This is a genomic window from Streptomyces sp. NPDC000941, assembly GCF_053599555.1.
Map to the genome: position 1 here is coordinate 1 of NZ_JBSFMM010000004.1, position 15,744 is coordinate 15,744.

The following is a 15,744-nucleotide window of genomic DNA, read 5'->3' on the forward strand; positions in this document are numbered from 1 at the left end:
GGCCGGGCGCAGGTGGATGTGTACAAGCTGGCGGATGAGGTCACGGCGGGTCTGGAGGGCATGGAGGTGCCGCTGCGGGTCGCGGTGATGGGGTGTGTGGTCAACGGTCCCGGTGAGGCGCGTGAGGCGGATCTGGGGGTGGCCTCGGGCAACGGCAAGGGGCAGATCTTCGTCAAGGGTGAGGTGATCAAGACGGTGCCCGAGTCGAAGATCGTGGAGACCCTGATCGACGAGGCCATGAAGATCGCCGAGCAGTTGGAGAAGGACGGGGCCCCTTCGGGTGTCCCCGAGGTCACCGTGAGCTGATCTACGCACATACGCAAGGAGGGGATCCGCGCATGCCACTGCTGGAGCGCGTCGGGGGCCCACGTGACCTCAAGACACTGACCGAGAAACAGCTGGCCGAACTGGCGGAGGAGATCCGTCAGTTCCTGATCACCGCGGTGGCCAGAACCGGCGGGCACCTGGGCCCCAACCTGGGTGTCGTCGAGCTGTCCATAGCGCTCCACCGCGTCTTCGACTCGCCCGTGGACCGCATCCTGTGGGACACCGGGCACCAGTCCTACGTCCATAAACTGCTCACCGGCCGCAAGGACTTCTCCAAGCTCCGCGGCAAGGGCGGGCTGTCCGGCTACCCGTCGCGCGCCGAGTCCGAGCACGACGTCATCGAGAACAGCCACGCCTCCACCGTCCTGGGCTGGGCCGACGGCCTGGCCAAGGCCAACGAGGTGCTTGGCCGCACCGACCGGCATGTCGTCGCGGTCATCGGCGACGGCGCGCTGACCGGCGGTATGGCCTGGGAAGCGCTCAACAACATCGCCGCCGCCCGGGACCGCCCGCTGATCATCGTCGTCAACGACAACGAGCGCTCGTACGCGCCGACCATCGGCGGCCTCGCCAACCACCTGGCCACCCTCCGCACCACCGACGGCTATGAGCGCTTTCTGGCCTGGGGCAAGGACGTACTGCAGCGCACGCCCGTGGTCGGCCAGCCGCTCTACGAATCGCTGCACGGCGCCAAGAAGGGCTTCAAGGACGCCTTCGCACCACAGGGCATGTTCGAGGACCTGGGCCTGAAGTACGTCGGCCCCATCGACGGGCACGACATCGCGGCCGTCGAATCCGCCCTGCGCCGCGCCCGGCGGTTCCACGGCCCGGTCCTCGTCCACTGCCTGACCGAGAAGGGCCGCGGCTACCGGCCCGCGCTGGAGGACGAGGCCGACCGCTTCCATACGGTCGGCGCCATGGACCCGCTGACCTGCGCGCCCCTCGCGCCCTCCGGCGGCCGCTCATGGACCTCGGTGTTCGGCGAGGAGATGGTACGGATCGGCGCCGAGCGCCCCGATGTGGTGGCGCTCACCGCCGCGATGCTGGACCCCGTCGGCCTGACCGGGTTCGCCCGGGCGTATCCGCGGCGGGTGTGGGACGTCGGCATCGCCGAGCAGCACGCCGCGGTCTCCGCCGCCGGTCTCGCCACCGGCGGGCTGCACCCGGTCTTCGCCGTCTACGCCACCTTCCTCAACCGCGCCTTCGACCAGCTGCTGATGGACGTCGCGCTGCACAAGTGCGGGGTGACCTTCGTCCTGGACCGCGCGGGCGTCACCGGCACCGACGGGCCCAGTCACAACGGCATGTGGGACATGTCCGTCCTCCAGGTGGTGCCGGGCCTGCGGGTCGCCGCCCCGCGCGACGCGGACCAGCTGCGCGCCCAGTTGCGCGAGGCGCTTGACGTGGCCGACGCGCCGACCGTCATCCGCTTCCCCAAGGAGTCGGTGGGCGAGCCGATCCCGGCGCTCGGCCGCGTCGGCGGCATGGATGTGCTGCGGCACGGCGGGCCCGACCCGGCCGACCAGGGCGGCGGCGGTGATGTGCTGCTGGTCGTGGCCGGGGTGATGGCCCAGGTCGGGCTGGCGGCGGCCGAGCTGCTGGCCGAGCGGGGCATCGGCTGTACGGTCGTCGACCCGCGCTGGGTCAAGCCCGTCGACGCCGCCCTGCCCGGGCTGGCGGCGCGCCACCGCGTCGTGGCCGTCGTCGAGGACAACAGCCGCACCGGCGGGGTGGGGGCGGCGGTGGCGCAGGCGCTGCGCGACGCCGAAGTCGATCTGCCGGTGCGCACCTTCGGCATCCCCGAGGCGTTCCTGGCCCACGCCAAGCGCGGGGAGGTGCTGGCCGACATCGGGCTCACCCCGGCCGAGATCGCGGGCCGGATCGGCGCGGCCCTGGCCCGTATCGACGCATCCGCCGCCGTTCCCGTCACCACGCCCGGCCCAGCGCCCGTCACCACCGCCCCCGGCGCCGGGCGGCGCGCGGCCACCGCCCGGCCGGCCCCGCCCGCGGCCCGCAAGGAGAAGGACGCATGACAGCAGCCGAGCAGGGATCGGGCTTCGACCTGGACAAGCTCCTGGCCGAGCGCGGGTCCGAGCGGTACGACCTGCACGCCAGGCACCTCAACCACCAGCTGCCGCGGATGCTGCACACCATCGGCTTCGACAAGGTCTACGAGCGGGCCGAGGGCGCGTACTTCTGGGACGACGAGGGCCAGGACTACCTCGATATGCTCGCCGGCTTCGGAGTGATGGGCCTGGGCCGCCACCACCCGGTCGTCCGCAAGGCGCTGCACGACGTGCTGGACGCCCAGCTGGCCGATCTGACCCGCTTCGACTGCCAGCCGCTGCCCGGTCTGCTCGCCGAGAAGCTGCTCGGCCACGCTCCGCATCTGGACCGGGTCTTCTTCGGCAACAGCGGTACGGAGGCGGTGGAGACCGCCTTGAAGTTCGCCCGGTACGCGACGGGCAAACCGCGCGTGCTGTACTGCGCGCACGCCTTCCACGGCCTGACGACCGGTTCGCTGTCGGTCAACGGAGAGGACTCCTTCCGCAAGGGGTTCGCGCCGTTGCTGCCGGACACGGCCATTCCGCTCGGCGATCTGGCCGCGCTGGAGCGGGAGCTCAAGCGCGGCGATGTGGCCGGGTTCGTGGTCGAGCCGATCCAGGGCAAGGGCGTCCATGAGACCCCGCCCGGCTTTCTGCGCGCCGCCCAGGAGCTGCTGCACAAGCACAAGGCGCTGCTGATCGCCGACGAGGTGCAGACGGGGCTCGGCCGGACCGGCACCTTCTTCGCGTACGAGCATGAGTCGGGCGTGGAGCCGGACCTGGTGTGCGTGGCCAAGGCCCTGTCGGGCGGATATGTGCCCGTCGGCGCGACGCTCGGCAAGGACTGGATCTTCAAGCGCGTCTATTCGTCGATGGACCGGGTGCTGGTCCACTCGGCGAGCTTCGGCGCCAACGCGCAGGCGATGGCCGCGGGTCTGGCAGTCCTCGCGGTCATGGAGGACGAGAAGGTCGTGGAGAACGCCCGGCACACCGGCGATCTGCTGCGCACCCGCCTCGCCGCGCTGGTGGACCGCTATGAGCTGCTGTACGAGGTGCGCGGGCGCGGGCTGATGATCGGCATCGAGTTCGGGAAGCCGACCTCGCTGGGACTGCGCAGCCGCTGGGCGATGCTCCAGGCGGCCCGCAAGGGGCTGTTCGCGCAGATGGTGGTCGTACCGCTGCTGCAGCGGCACCGCATCCTCACCCAGGTCTCCGGCGACCATCTGGAGGTCATCAAGCTGATTCCGCCGCTGATCATCGGGGAGCGGGAAGTGGACCGCTTCGTCGAGGCGTTCACTGCCGTCATGGACGACGCGCACGGGGGCGGCGGGCTGATGTGGGACTTCGGGCGGACGCTCGTCAAACAGGCCATGGCCCACCGCTGACCGCCACTTGCCCGAGCCGGCGGCGGCGGCCCCGCCGGCTCGGGCGCCGCAGCCGCTCCAGGGCGCCTCAGTCCGCGAGCAGCCGCTCCCGCAGCCGGTCCCGCTTGGCCGCGTCGAGTCCGAGCCCCTGGGCGAGGTACTTCTCGGTGTCGCCCCAGGCCTCCTCGATGGCCGCGAAGGCGGTCGCCAGATACTCGGCGCGGGCGTCGAAGAGCGGTGCGAGCAGCGCCATGACCTCGGGGGACTTGCCGTCCTCGGCATGTGAGGCGCGCCACACCTTATAGCGGCGGTGGGCGGCGGCCGACTCCAGGTAGTCGGCCTCGATGGCGTCCCGCTCCACGCCGAGGGCCAGCAGGGCCACGGCGATCGACAGACCCGCGCGGTCCTTGCCGGCCGAACAGTGCATCAGCGCGGGCGAAGCGCCGTCCGCGAGCTCGTCGAGCACCCGGCGGTGCTCGGCGGTCCGGGTGGTGATGATCAACCGATACGAGTCGATCATCCGCTGCGCCGCCCGCCCCTCGCCCAGCATCTCGCGCAGCGTGGCCAGATCGCCCTCGCGGACCATGGTCCAGAACCCGGCGCCGTCGGCCGGGTCGGACAGCGGGAGGTTGACGGTCCGCACGCCCGGGAGCGCCACATCCGGGCCCTCGAGTTTGATGTCGGCGGCGTTGCGGAAGTCGAAGACGGTGTGCAGGCCGAGGGAGTCGAGGAACGCGGCGTCGGTGTCGGTGGCATGCGCCAGATGGCCGCTGCGGAACAGTACGCCACGTCCCACCCGCCGTCCGTCGACGGTCGGCAGACCGCCGACGTCCCGGAAGTTGCGCACCCCGGTGAGCTCGGGCTCGGTCGACGGAACCTGCGGCGTCTGCTGCGTCACGGGCGCTCCTTCGGCTCGGCCGCCGGCGCCGCTCGTCGGCGAGGCGGACTGTCCTGACCATACGACATGGGTGTATGAGGGCGGCCAGGTCGCCATGGGACCGGTGGAGGGGCGCCCCGGGCATTGCGCACCGGGTGCGCTGCCCCGATGATGTTCCAGTCTGTGCGGAATTGGGGAGAGTGATGATCGAAATCGGTGGTAGCGGTCGGGTCTGGCTGCTGTCGGGACGGGGCAGCAGCTATGCGCTGCACCTCACGGAGAACGACGAGTTGCTTCACCTCCACTGGGGCCCGCGCATCGCGCTCCCCGACGCGGAGGCCCTTGCGCTGAGGTCCGTCCCCCCGCCATGGGGGTTCGAATCACCCCTGGACGGGCGCGAGGAATTCCCGGTGGAAGGCGGGCCCCGCTTTGTACGCCCCGCCCTGTCGGTGCGGTCGCCGGGCGTCAGGGGCACCGAGTGGCGCTTCGAGCGGGGCGAGGTGACCGACTCCGGGGCGGAGCTGCGGCTCCACTTCCACGACTCGCTGCACCACCTCGTCCTCACCCTCCACTACCGGATGCGCGACGACCACGACGTGGTCGAGCGCTGGACCACCGCGGCCCACGCGGGCGGCCCGGACGACGCCCCCCTGGAGCTGCTGCGCATCGACTCCGCCGCCTGGTCACTCCCGGCGCGCGACCGCTGGCGGCTGTCGCATCTGTACGGGCGCTGGGCCGCCGAGAGTCAGCTGGTGCGCGCCGACCTCACGCCCGGCGAGAAGGTTCTCGGCAGCCGCCGCGGCCACACCAGCCATCAGCATCTGCCCTGGATCGCCCTGGACGGCGGCGAGGCCACCGAAGAACACGGTGAGGTGCACAGCTGCGCCCTCGCCTGGTCCGGGTCCTGGCGGATCGCCGTCCAGCAGCTGCCCATCGGCGCCGTACAGGCGGTCGGCGGCGTCGGCCACGACGACTCGGGCCAGCTGAGCCTGGCGCCCGGCGAGTCCTTCACCACGCCCGTCTTCGCGGGCCTGTGGACCGACGGCGGGTTCGGCGGCGCCAGCCGCGCCTGGCACGCCTGGCAGCTGGCCCAGGTGATCCCCGGCGCGGACCGGCACCGTCCGGTGCTCTACAACTCCTGGGAAGCCACCTTCTTCGACGTCAGCGAGGAGCAGCAGCGCACACTCGCCCGCCGCGCCGCCGACATGGGCGTGGAGCTGTTCGTCGTCGACGACGGCTGGTTCGGAGCGCGCACCAACGACCGCGCCGGGCTCGGCGACTGGACCCCCAACCCCGACCGCTTCCCCGGCGGACTGAAGCCCCTCGCGGACGAGGTGCACGCGATGGGCATGCAGTTCGGCATCTGGGTCGAGCCGGAGATGGTCAACGCCGACAGCGACCTCTACCGGGCTCACCCCGACTGGGTGCAGCACCACCCCGGCCGCACCCGCACCGAGTTCCGCAACCAGCTGGTGCTCAACCTCGCCAGGCCCGACGTACGCGAGCACCTGTGGGAGCGGCTTGACACCCTGCTCTCCAGCGCGCCCATCGACTATGTGAAATGGGACTTCAACCGGTCCTTCTCCGACGCGGGGTGGCCCGGCGACCCGTACCCCCAGCGGCTGTGGATCGAGCATGTGCGGGGGCTGTACGAGCTCCTGGGGCGGCTGCGGGCCGCGCACCCGGGTGTCGCCTTCGAATCCTGCTCGGGCGGCGGCGGCCGGATCGACCTGGGCGTCCTCGCGCTCACCGACCAGGTGTGGACCTCGGACAACACCGACCCGCTGGACCGGCTGCCCATCCAGCACGGCTTCAGCCAGCTGCACCCGGCCCGCGTGATGGCCGCCTGGGTCACCGACACCCCCAACGCCATGGGCAGCAAGCGCGTCACCTCGCTGCGCTTCCGCTTCATCAGCGCGATGGCCGGGGTGCTGGGGGTGGGCGGCGACCTGAGCCGCTGGAGCGAGGAAGAACTCGCCGAGGCGCGCGACTGGGTGGCCCTCTACAAGCGCATCCGGCCCGTCGTCCAGTACGGCGAGCTGTACCGGCTGCGGCCGCCGGGCGACGGCGGGCTGACCGCGGTGCAGTACGTACGCGGCGAGGAGACCGTGGTGCTGGCCTGGCTGCAGGCCCAGACCCTCGGCGAGCGGCAGCCCGCGCTGCGGCTGCGCGGGCTCGACCCCGAGAGCCGGTACGAGGACCTGGAGACCGGAGAGGTGCACCGGGGGGCCGTGCTCAGCCACCACGGCCTCGAGACCGGGCTCCGTCACGACCTGGACGCCGCCGTATTCCGCCTTCGGCGAATCTGACCAGGTGGGATAGATCACCCTCCGTCAACCCCTCCTTACGGTGGCGTAGGTCACTCACCAGGGAGGAGGATGTCGGGAGTGGCAGACGATGCGAAGAGACTCAACAGCGGAGTGATCGGGTCCTACGCCGCCATCGGGGACAGCTTCACCGAGGGCGTCGGCGACCCGGATCCCGAGGGCGTTTACATCGGCTGGGCGGACCGGCTGGCCGCCCAGCTCTCCGACCGACATTCCGGAGCCGGGCCCATCGGCGGCCCGGCTCCCGCCGACTTCCGCTACGCCAACCTCGCCGTACGCGGCCGCCTCCTCGACCAGATCGTCGAGGAGCAGGTCCCGCGCGCGATCGAACTCGGCCCCGATCTGGTGACCTTCTGCGGCGGCGGGAACGACATCCTGCGGCCCGGCAGCGACCCCGACGACGTCGCCGAGCGCTACGAGGCGGCCGTGGACCGGCTCACCTCCCATGTCGGCACGGTGCTGCTGTGCACCGGGTTCGACCCTCGCGGCGTGCCGGTGCTGCGCCATCTGCGCGGCAAGGCCGCCACGTACACGGCCCATGTGCGGGCGATCGCCGACCGGTACCGGTGCCCGGTGCTCGACCTGTGGTCGCTGCGCTCCGTACAGGACCGGCGGGCCTGGAGCGAGGACCGGCTGCATCTGTCGCCCGACGGACACACCCGGGTCGCGCTGCGCGCCGCCAAGGTGCTCGGCCTCGACGTACCGGTCGACCCGGACCAGCCGTGGCCGCCGGAGGGGCCGCGCTCGGCCGCCGAGGTGCGCCGGGCCAACATCCACTGGGCGCGCGAATACGCGGTGCCCTGGATCGGCCGACGGCTGCGCGGGGAGTCGTCGGGGGACCATGTGGAGCCCAAGCGTCCGGACCTGCTGCCGCTGCGGCCCTGAAGGCTCCCGGAGCGAAGTCCCGGACTCCCCGAAGAAGTCCCGAACACCCCGGAGAAACACCGGAGTAGAGAAACAGCGCGGAGAATCGGCGAACACAAAGCGGGTCGTGCCGGAGGGGCCTAAGCTAGATAAGCCCACACGGCGCGGCCCGTGCCATTGGCGTCCGGTCTGACGCCCCAAGCCTCGGACAGGGCCTCGACGAGCATCAGCCCGCGTCCGCCCTCTTGGTCGACGCTCACCGACCGGGCCTGTGGCTCCGTGCGCGCGCACCCTTGGTCGGCCACTTCCAACCGCAAGCGCTTGCCCATGAGCTGCATGCTGCACCGTACCTCTTCGCTGGAGGTGTGGCGCACGGCGTTGGTGAAGAGCTCGGAGACGACCAACTCGGCGTTGTCGCACATCTCCTGCCTGGCGCCCCATGAGCACAGCCGCAGCACGACCAGCCTTCTCGCCTCCGCGACGGAAGTGCTCAGTGCCGGAAGACGAAAAGCGTCTTGCAGGCACGGAGCGGAGAGCGAGCCGCTGCGCCCTAACCGGAGAGCCTCATAGGAAGGAGCCACGCCGACACTATGCTCTGCGCCACTCGCGTATGGCAAGGTTCAATCTGTAAATTGCAGAATCGAAGAGACAGTCTGTTGCGGAGGCTGAGCGCGTGCCAGACTGCTGTGATGTGAAGGTAGTTGGAGGGGGACGGTAGTGGCGGATGCGCGAGCGGGCGGCGCCCCGACCGTCCTGAGAGTCGTGCTCGGCAAGCGGCTGCAGGACCTCAGGGAGAGGGCCGGGCTGTCGTACGAGCGGGCGGGCCGCGCCCTCGACGTCACCCATGCCACGATCCGCCGGATGGAAAAGGCCGAAGTCGGCCTGAAGCTTCCGTACGTCGAGAAGCTGCTGCGCACCTACGGGGTCACTGACCCGGAGGAAGTCGAGGGGTTCCTCTCCCTCGCGCGCGAGGCCAACAAGCCCGGCTGGTGGCACCGCTTCCGGGATGTGCTGCCCGAGTGGTTCAACACGTTTGTCAGCCTGGAGGGCGAGGCCAATCTCATCCGGGCCTATGAGCCGCACTATGTCCCCGGGCTGCTGCAGACCGAGGACTACGCCCGCGCGGTGATGTGCGCCGGAATGCCGCACGCGGCCGATGCGGAGACCGAGCGCAATGTCGCCCTGCGGATGGAGCGGCAGGCCCTCCTCACCCGCCCCAACCCGCCCATGCTGTGGGTGGTGATGGACGAAACGGTGCTCCGCCGTCCCATTGGCGGGCCCGAAGTCATGCGCGAGCAGATCACGCGGCTCATCGAAGCCGCGACGATGCCCAACATCAGGTTGCAGATCATGCCGTTCGACGCCGGGCCGCACCCGGCGATGTACGGCCCCTTCCATATCTTCCGGTTCCCGATTCAGGAGCTGCCGGACATCGCGTATACGGAGACGCTTGTCAGCGGTTCCTACTTCGACCAGCGCGATGACGTATCGGCGTTCCTGGAGGCCTTGGACCGGATGTGTGCGCAGGCCGCGCCTGCACAGACCACTCAGGCGATTCTGAGTGGCATTCGCAAGGAGATCTGATCGATGGATCGCATCTGCACGGACCGCGTCTACAGCGGAATGCCGGCGACCGACCTCGGTACCGAGGGCTGGCACAAGCCGTGGAGCGGTGGCAACGGGGGAAGTTGCGTCGAGGCGATGAGGCTGAAGGACGGGCGGGTCGCGCTGCGCCAGTCCACGGATCCCGACGGACCTGCCCTCATCTACACGCATCTGGAGATGAAGCGGTTCATCCAGGGTGCGAAGGCCGGCGAAGCGGACTTCCTGCTCGCCTGACGCAGCCACGGGTCACAGGGGAGTGACCGTAATAATTGGAGAACGGTGTGACCGACCAAGGATTCTCCGTGCAGGAGATAGACACCAGCACGCCTCATCCGGCCCGCATGTACGACTACTACCTCGGGGGATGGGACAACTACGAGGTCGACCGCAGGGCGGCCGACCGCATTCTCGAAGCGACACCGACCGTCCGCGGCACCGCCCGCGCCAACCGGGAGTTTCTGCTCCGGGCCGTGCGCACCGTCGTCGGGGACGGGATACGGCAGATCATCGACATCGGAACCGGAATCCCGACGTCGCCGAACACCCATGAGGTTGCCCGGGAGATCGCGCCGCAAACCCGAGTGGTCTATATCGACAACGATCCGATCGTCGCCACGCACGCCGGCGCCAAGCTGACGAACGCGGGCGGTACGAGCTTCGCACTGGGGGACGTGCGCAAGCCCGCCGAGGTGCTCGACCGGCCCGCGGTGCGGGAGTTCATCGACTTCAGCAAGCCGGTGGCGCTGCTGCTGGTCGCGGTGTTGCACTTCGTCAAGGACGAGGAGGACCCGGCCGGGATCCTCGCGACCCTCACCGAACGGCTGGTTCCGGGCAGCTGTCTGGTGATCAGCCACGGCACCCTGGACTTCACCGACCGAGCCGACATCGCCGCGGAGGTGTACCGGAAGTCCGCGGCCAGCCTCAGCCTGCGCGGCCACGCCGAGATCCTGCCGTTCTTCGAAGGGTTTCCGCTGCTGGAGCCGGGGCTGGTCCAGGTGCCGGCATGGCGGCCGGACGGCCCCTTACCGAAGCAGGGGAAGCGGGCTGACGTCGGCGTGTACGGCGGGGTGGGGCGTAAGCCCTGAGCCCGTGCCGACGGCGGCCGGAATCCGCTCCAGCACCCCGCCCGCGAACACGTCGTACAGCGGCAGCGACTCCAGGTGCACATAGCCGATGTGGCAGTCGCAGACGGCGAGCGGGCAGGGGCGGGGCGCGAGGGCCGCGCGGTACGAGCCGTCGTAGAGGTTGCCAAGGTCCGTACGGACGAAATGGCAGCGGCGCACCGCGCCGTCGCCGTCCACCGAGATCACCGAAGCGCCGGTCCGGCATGGCAGACCGGCGCTTTGGTGCGGATGGCGGCTGTAGCCGAACAGCGGGTCGAGCGCGGTCCACTCGGCCGCTTCCTCGTCCGTATAGGTGCGCCCCTCGGCGGCGTTGACCCACAGATAGACCTGTGCGGGCAGATCGGCGCGCAGTTGCCGGGCGGGCTCCAGATGCTCGGGCAGGCCGACGATGCCGACACTGTGGCGCACCCCGAGCGCCGCCAGCTCACGGCTCTTGGCCAGAAACCGGTCGTACGGCGTCTGACCCGGGTGGAAGGTGCACCACAGCGCCAGGGTGTCCAGATCGGCGTCCGCCATCCAGCCCGTACGGCAGCTCAGATTCGTCTGGATCGCCACCCGCGCGATATGCGGCAGCCGGCTGAGCTCGGTCAGCGCCCGGCGGTACCAGGAGCGCACCAGGCCCTCGCCCCACGGGGTGAACAGCACCGACAGCCGGTCGCCCGTGTTCGCCGCGGCCCATGCGGTGAAGCGCTCCAGGGCGGCCCGGTCGGCGCGCAGCTGCTCCGGGGTGTCGCGCCGCTTGGCGAACGGGCAGTACGGGCAGTCGTAGTCGCACGAGGCCAGCGGGCCTCGGTAGAGGATCGTCAGGTCCACGCCGCCCGCCTCACTTCAGGTCGTAGTCGGCCATGGCCGCGCGCACCGCGGGGGAGAACAGCTCGGGCCCCAGCGCGTCGGAGTGCGCAAGACCCTCGGGGGAGAGCCGCAGCAGTTCGGGGGCGGCGTCCGGATCCAGCCAGCCGCGCTCGGCGAACCGCGCCAGCTCGGTGGGGAAGTTCTCGGCCGGGTCGGTGCCGAACCGGGCCCGGTAGCCGGCCAGCGGCATACCCTCCGCCTGGAGCACCGACTGCAGGAGGTGGCGCCGCCTGGCCTCGTCGGCGGTCATCGCGCGGCCCACCTCGGCGCGCGCGAAGTCGGCCGCGGGCCGCGCCGTGTAGTCGTCGATGATGCCGCGGATCTCCCGCATGTCCACCGCGTAGTCGAACGAGTAGTGCAGCGCCGAGGTGTACGAGCGGGCGCCGCAGCCAAGACCGACCATGCCGTCGGTCTGACAGGCGTAGTCGTCCCCGCCGCATGGCTCCCCGCCGGTCCCGGGCGTGTCCCGGCGGCGGAACATGCGCATCGACACCTGCTCATAGCCCTGGGCGAGCAGATGGTCCCGGCCCGCCCGGTAGAGCCGCAGCCGCTGGGCGTCCCACTCCGCGTCCGTGGCCGCCGCGTCGCGCCGCCCCAGGCCCGTCAGCGGGCGCACATACAGCGGATACAGATACAGCTCCTCGGGGCGCCAGGCCAGGGCGGCGTCCAGGGACTGCCGCCAACTCCGCTCGGTCTGCCCGTCGATGCCGTAGATCAGGTCGATGTTGAGCACGGGGATACCGGCCTCGCGGATCCGCCCCAGCGCCGCCTCGACGTCCTCCCGGCGCTGCGGCCGCACCGCCGAGCGCGCCTCGGCGTCCACGAAGCTCTGCACCCCCAGACTCAGCCGGGTGGTGCCGCGCTCGGCCAGCACGGCCAGCCGGTCCGCGGTGGCGGTGGCGGGGGATGCCTCGACCGAGAGCGGAACGGCCGCCAGATCGGCCCCCATACGCCGGCTCGCGATATCGCACAGCCGCTCCAGCTCCGCCGCCTCCAGGAAGGTCGGGGTGCCGCCGCCGAACGCGGCCGTGGCGAACCGGGCCCCGTCCCCGAGCGCATCGCGGACCGTGTCCGCCTGCCGCTCCAGGGCGTCCAGATAGGCGCTCACCAGCCCCTCGGGGGCGCCTACGCGGGTGAAGAGATTGCAGAAGCCGCAGCGCACCTCGCAGAAGGGGATGTGCACATACAGCGACAGCGCGTCCTTGGGCTCGGCCGCCCACAGGTCGCGCAGCGCGGGGCGCGGATGCAGCGGGCGGTAGGCGGTCTTGTGCGGGTACGCGTAGACGTACGACTGGTACGGGCGGACAGCGGGGGTGACGGGGACGGTAGCGGTGGTAGCGGCGGTGGTGCTGGTAGTCATGAGCCCTCGAGGAAGAAGTGGGTGTACGGCACGGTCCAGACGACTTCATGGCCGAGCCGGTGGCCCGTATAGCCGTCGTCTCCGTACGCGGTGCCGTGGTCGGAGCAGACGATCGCGAAGCCGGGGCCGCGGTCGCCCAGCGCGGAGAACAGCCGGCCGATGTGCCGGTCGACGTACTCCAGCGCGGCGGCGTGCGTGGCGCGCGAGTCGCCCGCCTCGCGGGTCGCGCCGGGCAGATGGAACCAGTTGGGCTGGTGCAGTGCCGAGACGTTGACGAAGAGGAACAGCCGCCGGTCCGGCGGCAGCCCGGCGATGACCTTCTCGGCGCAGGCGACCTGCGCCTCGAAGGAGGTGGGGGACGGAACGCCGAACTCCGGCTCCCAGTGGCTCTCCTGGAAGAGGCCGGGGAGCACCGAGCCCAGCGCGCCCCGCTTGTTGAAGAACCCCACCCCGCCCACGCACACCGTGTGGTACCCGGCGGCCGCGAGCCCGGACACCAGGTCCGGGGTGTCGAAGACAAAGGTCCCCTCGGCGGTGGTCTCGCTGCCCGCGAAGCGGGCGGCGAACAGCCGCCGGTGCGGGCCCGGTGTGGCCGGGGTGGGCAGGAAACCGGCGAACATCGCCTGGTGCGAGGCGTAGGTGAAGCTGCCGGGCGCATGCCGCTTGTCCCACACGCCGCCGGGGAGCCGGCTCGCCAGATGGGGGATCCGGCCCTCGGCGGCCAGCTCGGCCGCAACGTCGTAGCGCAGCGTGTCCAAGGTGACCAGCAGCAGATCGTGGCTGCCCACGACCTCGTTCATATCCGGCTCAGCCAAGGGCATCGGCGCCGCCCCCTTCCGCCGCCCCTCTTGCCGTGGGCCTTTGCCGCCGCAGCACGGCCGCGACCTGCGCGCCGTAGGTGTCCAGGCCCTCCGTGCCGCTGCCGGGCAGCCCGGTCAGCCGGGGCAGCAGATCGCCGAACGCGTTGACCTCGCCGACCGAGAAGCGCCGCCAGCCGGTGCCGGGCAGCAGATCGACGCCGACGCACAGGGTGCCCGGGAAACAGGCCGCCGCCCGCTCCGCCAGGCCCAGCACCTCGCCCCAGGGCACCCCCGCCGCCTCCGCCGCGGCGCGCGCGGCGGCCAGATCGCCGCGGATACCGCCGAGGTGGAGGTTGGTCATGGGGGAGCGGCTGGTGCGCACCACGGCGTGGCTCGCCCGCCCGTCGACCACCACGACGCGCAGGTCGGCGGCGCGGCCGTGCTGCGCCGCCTTGGGCACCCAGCGCTCGATGTGCAGCCCGTCGGGGGCCAGCGTGTCGACGATCGCGGCGATCTCCGCCTCCGTCTCGTACCGGCGCACCCGCAGGGAGTTGAACAGCTGCCCGTCGGCGGTGCGCTCGACCGAGGTCGCGGCGCGCACCCGGCCGTGAGCGCCCCATTCGACGGCGAGCACCCCGGACGCGGACGAGCCGTGCGCGAGCTTCACAAAGGCGCGGCGCAGCCCGCCGGAGCCCGCCAGCAGCGCCCGTACGTCCTCCCAGCCGCGGACGGGCGGCGCGTGGGGCCCCGAGGTCGGCGACGGCGGCACCGGGACCCCGGCCTCGCTCAACACGCCGTGGCACAGCCGCTTGTCGAACATGACGGCCAGCTCGTCCGGGTCGTCAAGTACTGCCGCGTCCGCCGCGCGGGCCGCCTCGGTGACCTGGCGCGCCGCGCCGGTGAACCGGGCGTACCAGTGGGCGGTGCCCTCGACGCGGGTCGGGTCGTCGGCGCCGCGCAGCAGCAGCTCGACGTCCTCCTCCTCACCGGGAGAGTCCAGCCGCACCGTCTCGCCCGGCTCGAACCGGGGCCTGCCGTCGTACAGCACCTCGCGCCAGGGCAGCACCCGGGGCGCGGGCAGGCCCGCCGCCAGCACGGCGTCCGCGAACATCTCCACCCGGCGGCCACCGGGGTTGCCGACTACGGCGAAGCGCACGTCATGGCGCACCTCATTCGGAGACGGCGACATAGCGGTGCTCCTCGTTGCTCTCGTCCCAGTCCCACCTCTGCGCCTGCTGCTGCTCCGAGAGGTTCACCTCGACCCCGCGCGGCTCCAGCGCGTCACGCATCCGCTGCGCCAGCTTCTCGTCCAGGTAGTGGTGGTGGAGGTCGAGCAGCATGAGATGGGTCAGCGGCTGACCGGCGAGCAGGGCCTCGGCCCCCGCGTCGGTCAGCGTGCCCATGGACAGGTCGAGGGAGGCGAGCTGCGCGACGACGGGGGCGGCGGCGACGGCGGCGGCTATCTCGTCCTGGATCTCGCTGTTCTGCAGGCCCAGATGGCGCAGCTCGGGGAAGCGGCCGCCGGCCAGCAGCGGGGCGAGGTCGGCGATGGTCGCGTCGCCGCCGTACTGGTCGACCCCCAGCCACAGCGCGAGGTGTTCCAGGCGGGGGAGTTCGCTGTCGCAGACGGCCCGGACGATCGAGGCGGGGAGACCGCCGGATTCGAACCGCAGCGTCCGCAGCCGCTCATGGCGCACGGGGCGGAAGGCCAGCTCCTCCTCCTCTCCCCCGTAGCCGCAGCCGCGCACCACGAACTCCTCGAGCAGCGGATACGCCTCGACCACGGGCGCGACATCGGCCATCTGCATCCAGGACAGCTCGCACTGCTCGGCCGTCACATCGCCGATGAAGAGCGACCGCAGCGCCGGCAGGCGCCCGGCCGACGCGATCAGCAGGTCGAGCGCGGGCCGCACGGATTCGTAGTCCCCCTCGCCCCACCAGGCGCCGATGACGATCGCACGGATCCGGTCCGCCGGGACGGTCGCCAGGAAGTCCCGCCACAGCTGCTCGAAGTCTCGCTCGTCGTCGTAGTCGCTGGCCAGCCGCCAGGCGACGGCATCGGCGGGCGGCAGGTCGGTCGCGTCGGTCCCGCATTCGGCGAAGTCGGTGACGGGGAGACCCGCGAAGGACTCCAGGAGTTCGCTGATCATGAGGCGGTGCGGTCCTTTCGGTCGTCGTGGTGCGCAGCTGTCGAGGGCT

General features: G+C 71.4%; 15 protein-coding genes. 8 read left to right on the forward strand and 7 right to left on the reverse strand.

The features are described 5' to 3' along the window. The 3 genes from ACWDSL_RS02260 to ACWDSL_RS02270 all read left to right on the forward strand — a co-directional run. Positions 1 to 306: flavodoxin-dependent (E)-4-hydroxy-3-methylbut-2-enyl-diphosphate synthase (locus ACWDSL_RS02260; RefSeq protein WP_450480833.1), on the forward strand; the 306-nt coding region annotated here is incomplete at its 5' end. 32 nt (positions 307 to 338) lie between these two features. Beyond that, entirely contained in the window at positions 339 to 2,360 is a 2,022-nt protein-coding gene (dxs, locus tag ACWDSL_RS02265) for a 1-deoxy-D-xylulose-5-phosphate synthase (protein WP_450480835.1), read from the forward strand. Further along, complete coding sequence (locus tag ACWDSL_RS02270; RefSeq protein ID WP_450480837.1) at positions 2,357 to 3,757, forward strand: aspartate aminotransferase family protein; 1,401 nt, start codon at positions 2,357 to 2,359, stop codon at positions 3,755 to 3,757. The genes dxs and ACWDSL_RS02270 overlap by 4 nt, the downstream gene beginning before the upstream one ends. A 67-nt stretch (positions 3,758 to 3,824) precedes the next feature. Here the strand turns inward: ACWDSL_RS02270 and ACWDSL_RS02275 are convergent, their stop codons facing one another. Then, complete coding sequence (locus ACWDSL_RS02275) at positions 3,825 to 4,634, reverse strand: tyrosine-protein phosphatase (RefSeq protein WP_450480839.1); 810 nt, start codon at positions 4,632 to 4,634, stop codon at positions 3,825 to 3,827. Between the two features lie 182 nt (positions 4,635 to 4,816). Here ACWDSL_RS02275 and ACWDSL_RS02280 point away from each other — a divergent pair, with 182 nt between their 5' ends. Both ACWDSL_RS02280 and ACWDSL_RS02285 read left to right on the forward strand, forming a co-directional pair. Continuing rightward, positions 4,817 to 6,922, forward strand: a complete 2,106-nt coding sequence (locus ACWDSL_RS02280; protein ID WP_450480841.1) for an alpha-galactosidase — start codon at positions 4,817 to 4,819, stop codon at positions 6,920 to 6,922. Between the two features lie 78 nt (positions 6,923 to 7,000). Further along, the gene (locus ACWDSL_RS02285) at positions 7,001 to 7,825 is read left to right on the forward strand and encodes an SGNH/GDSL hydrolase family protein (protein WP_450480843.1); all 825 of its coding nucleotides are present in this window, start codon (positions 7,001 to 7,003) and stop codon (positions 7,823 to 7,825) included. A gap of 119 nt (positions 7,826 to 7,944) precedes the next feature. Here ACWDSL_RS02285 and ACWDSL_RS02290 read toward each other — a convergent pair whose 3' ends face one another. Further along, complete coding sequence (locus tag ACWDSL_RS02290; protein WP_305257068.1) at positions 7,945 to 8,325, reverse strand: ATP-binding protein; 381 nt, start codon at positions 8,323 to 8,325, stop codon at positions 7,945 to 7,947. A 196-nt stretch (positions 8,326 to 8,521) separates the two neighbouring features. On the opposite strand from ACWDSL_RS02290, the gene ACWDSL_RS02295 reads away from it, so the two are divergent. Genes ACWDSL_RS02295 through ACWDSL_RS02305 form a run of 3 tightly spaced genes read left to right on the forward strand, consistent with a single transcriptional unit; the run spans position 8,522 to position 10,494 of the window. After that, positions 8,522 to 9,388: a helix-turn-helix domain-containing protein gene (locus ACWDSL_RS02295; protein WP_450480845.1), complete on the forward strand. Its 867-nt coding sequence runs from the start codon at positions 8,522 to 8,524 to the stop codon at positions 9,386 to 9,388. A 3-nt stretch (positions 9,389 to 9,391) separates the two neighbouring features. Beyond that, a complete protein-coding gene (locus tag ACWDSL_RS02300) occupies positions 9,392 to 9,643 on the forward strand; it encodes a DUF397 domain-containing protein (protein ID WP_014175173.1) in 252 nt (83 codons plus the stop codon). Positions 9,644 to 9,690: 47 nt separating this feature from the next. Beyond that, on the forward strand, positions 9,691 to 10,494 hold the full coding sequence (locus tag ACWDSL_RS02305; protein ID WP_450480848.1) for an SAM-dependent methyltransferase: 804 nt from the start codon (positions 9,691 to 9,693) through the stop codon (positions 10,492 to 10,494). On the opposite strand, the gene ACWDSL_RS02310 is transcribed toward ACWDSL_RS02305, so the two are convergent. The 5 genes from ACWDSL_RS02310 to ACWDSL_RS02330 are packed head-to-tail and all read right to left on the reverse strand — an operon-like array spanning position 10,432 to position 15,695. After that, positions 10,432 to 11,346 carry an STM4011 family radical SAM protein gene (locus ACWDSL_RS02310; RefSeq protein ID WP_450480850.1) on the reverse strand — a complete coding sequence of 305 codons (915 nt, stop codon included), beginning with the start codon at positions 11,344 to 11,346 and terminating at the stop codon, positions 10,432 to 10,434. The genes ACWDSL_RS02305 and ACWDSL_RS02310 overlap by 63 nt on opposite strands. A 10-nt stretch (positions 11,347 to 11,356) precedes the next feature. Continuing rightward, the gene (locus ACWDSL_RS02315) at positions 11,357 to 12,745 is read right to left on the reverse strand and encodes an STM4012 family radical SAM protein (RefSeq protein ID WP_450480852.1); all 1,389 of its coding nucleotides are present in this window, start codon (positions 12,743 to 12,745) and stop codon (positions 11,357 to 11,359) included. Continuing rightward, positions 12,742 to 13,545: an STM4013/SEN3800 family hydrolase gene (locus ACWDSL_RS02320; RefSeq protein WP_450481060.1), complete on the reverse strand. Its 804-nt coding sequence runs from the start codon at positions 13,543 to 13,545 to the stop codon at positions 12,742 to 12,744. The genes ACWDSL_RS02315 and ACWDSL_RS02320 overlap by 4 nt, the downstream gene beginning before the upstream one ends. 7 nt (positions 13,546 to 13,552) lie before the next feature. Beyond that, positions 13,553 to 14,734 (reverse strand): STM4014 family protein, encoded by a 1,182-nt coding sequence (locus ACWDSL_RS02325; RefSeq protein ID WP_450480853.1) that lies wholly within the window; start codon positions 14,732 to 14,734, stop codon positions 13,553 to 13,555. Then, positions 14,715 to 15,695 (reverse strand): STM4015 family protein, encoded by a 981-nt coding sequence (locus ACWDSL_RS02330; protein WP_450480855.1) that lies wholly within the window; start codon positions 15,693 to 15,695, stop codon positions 14,715 to 14,717. The genes ACWDSL_RS02325 and ACWDSL_RS02330 overlap by 20 nt, the downstream gene beginning before the upstream one ends. Positions 15,696 to 15,744: the final 49 nt, after the last annotated feature.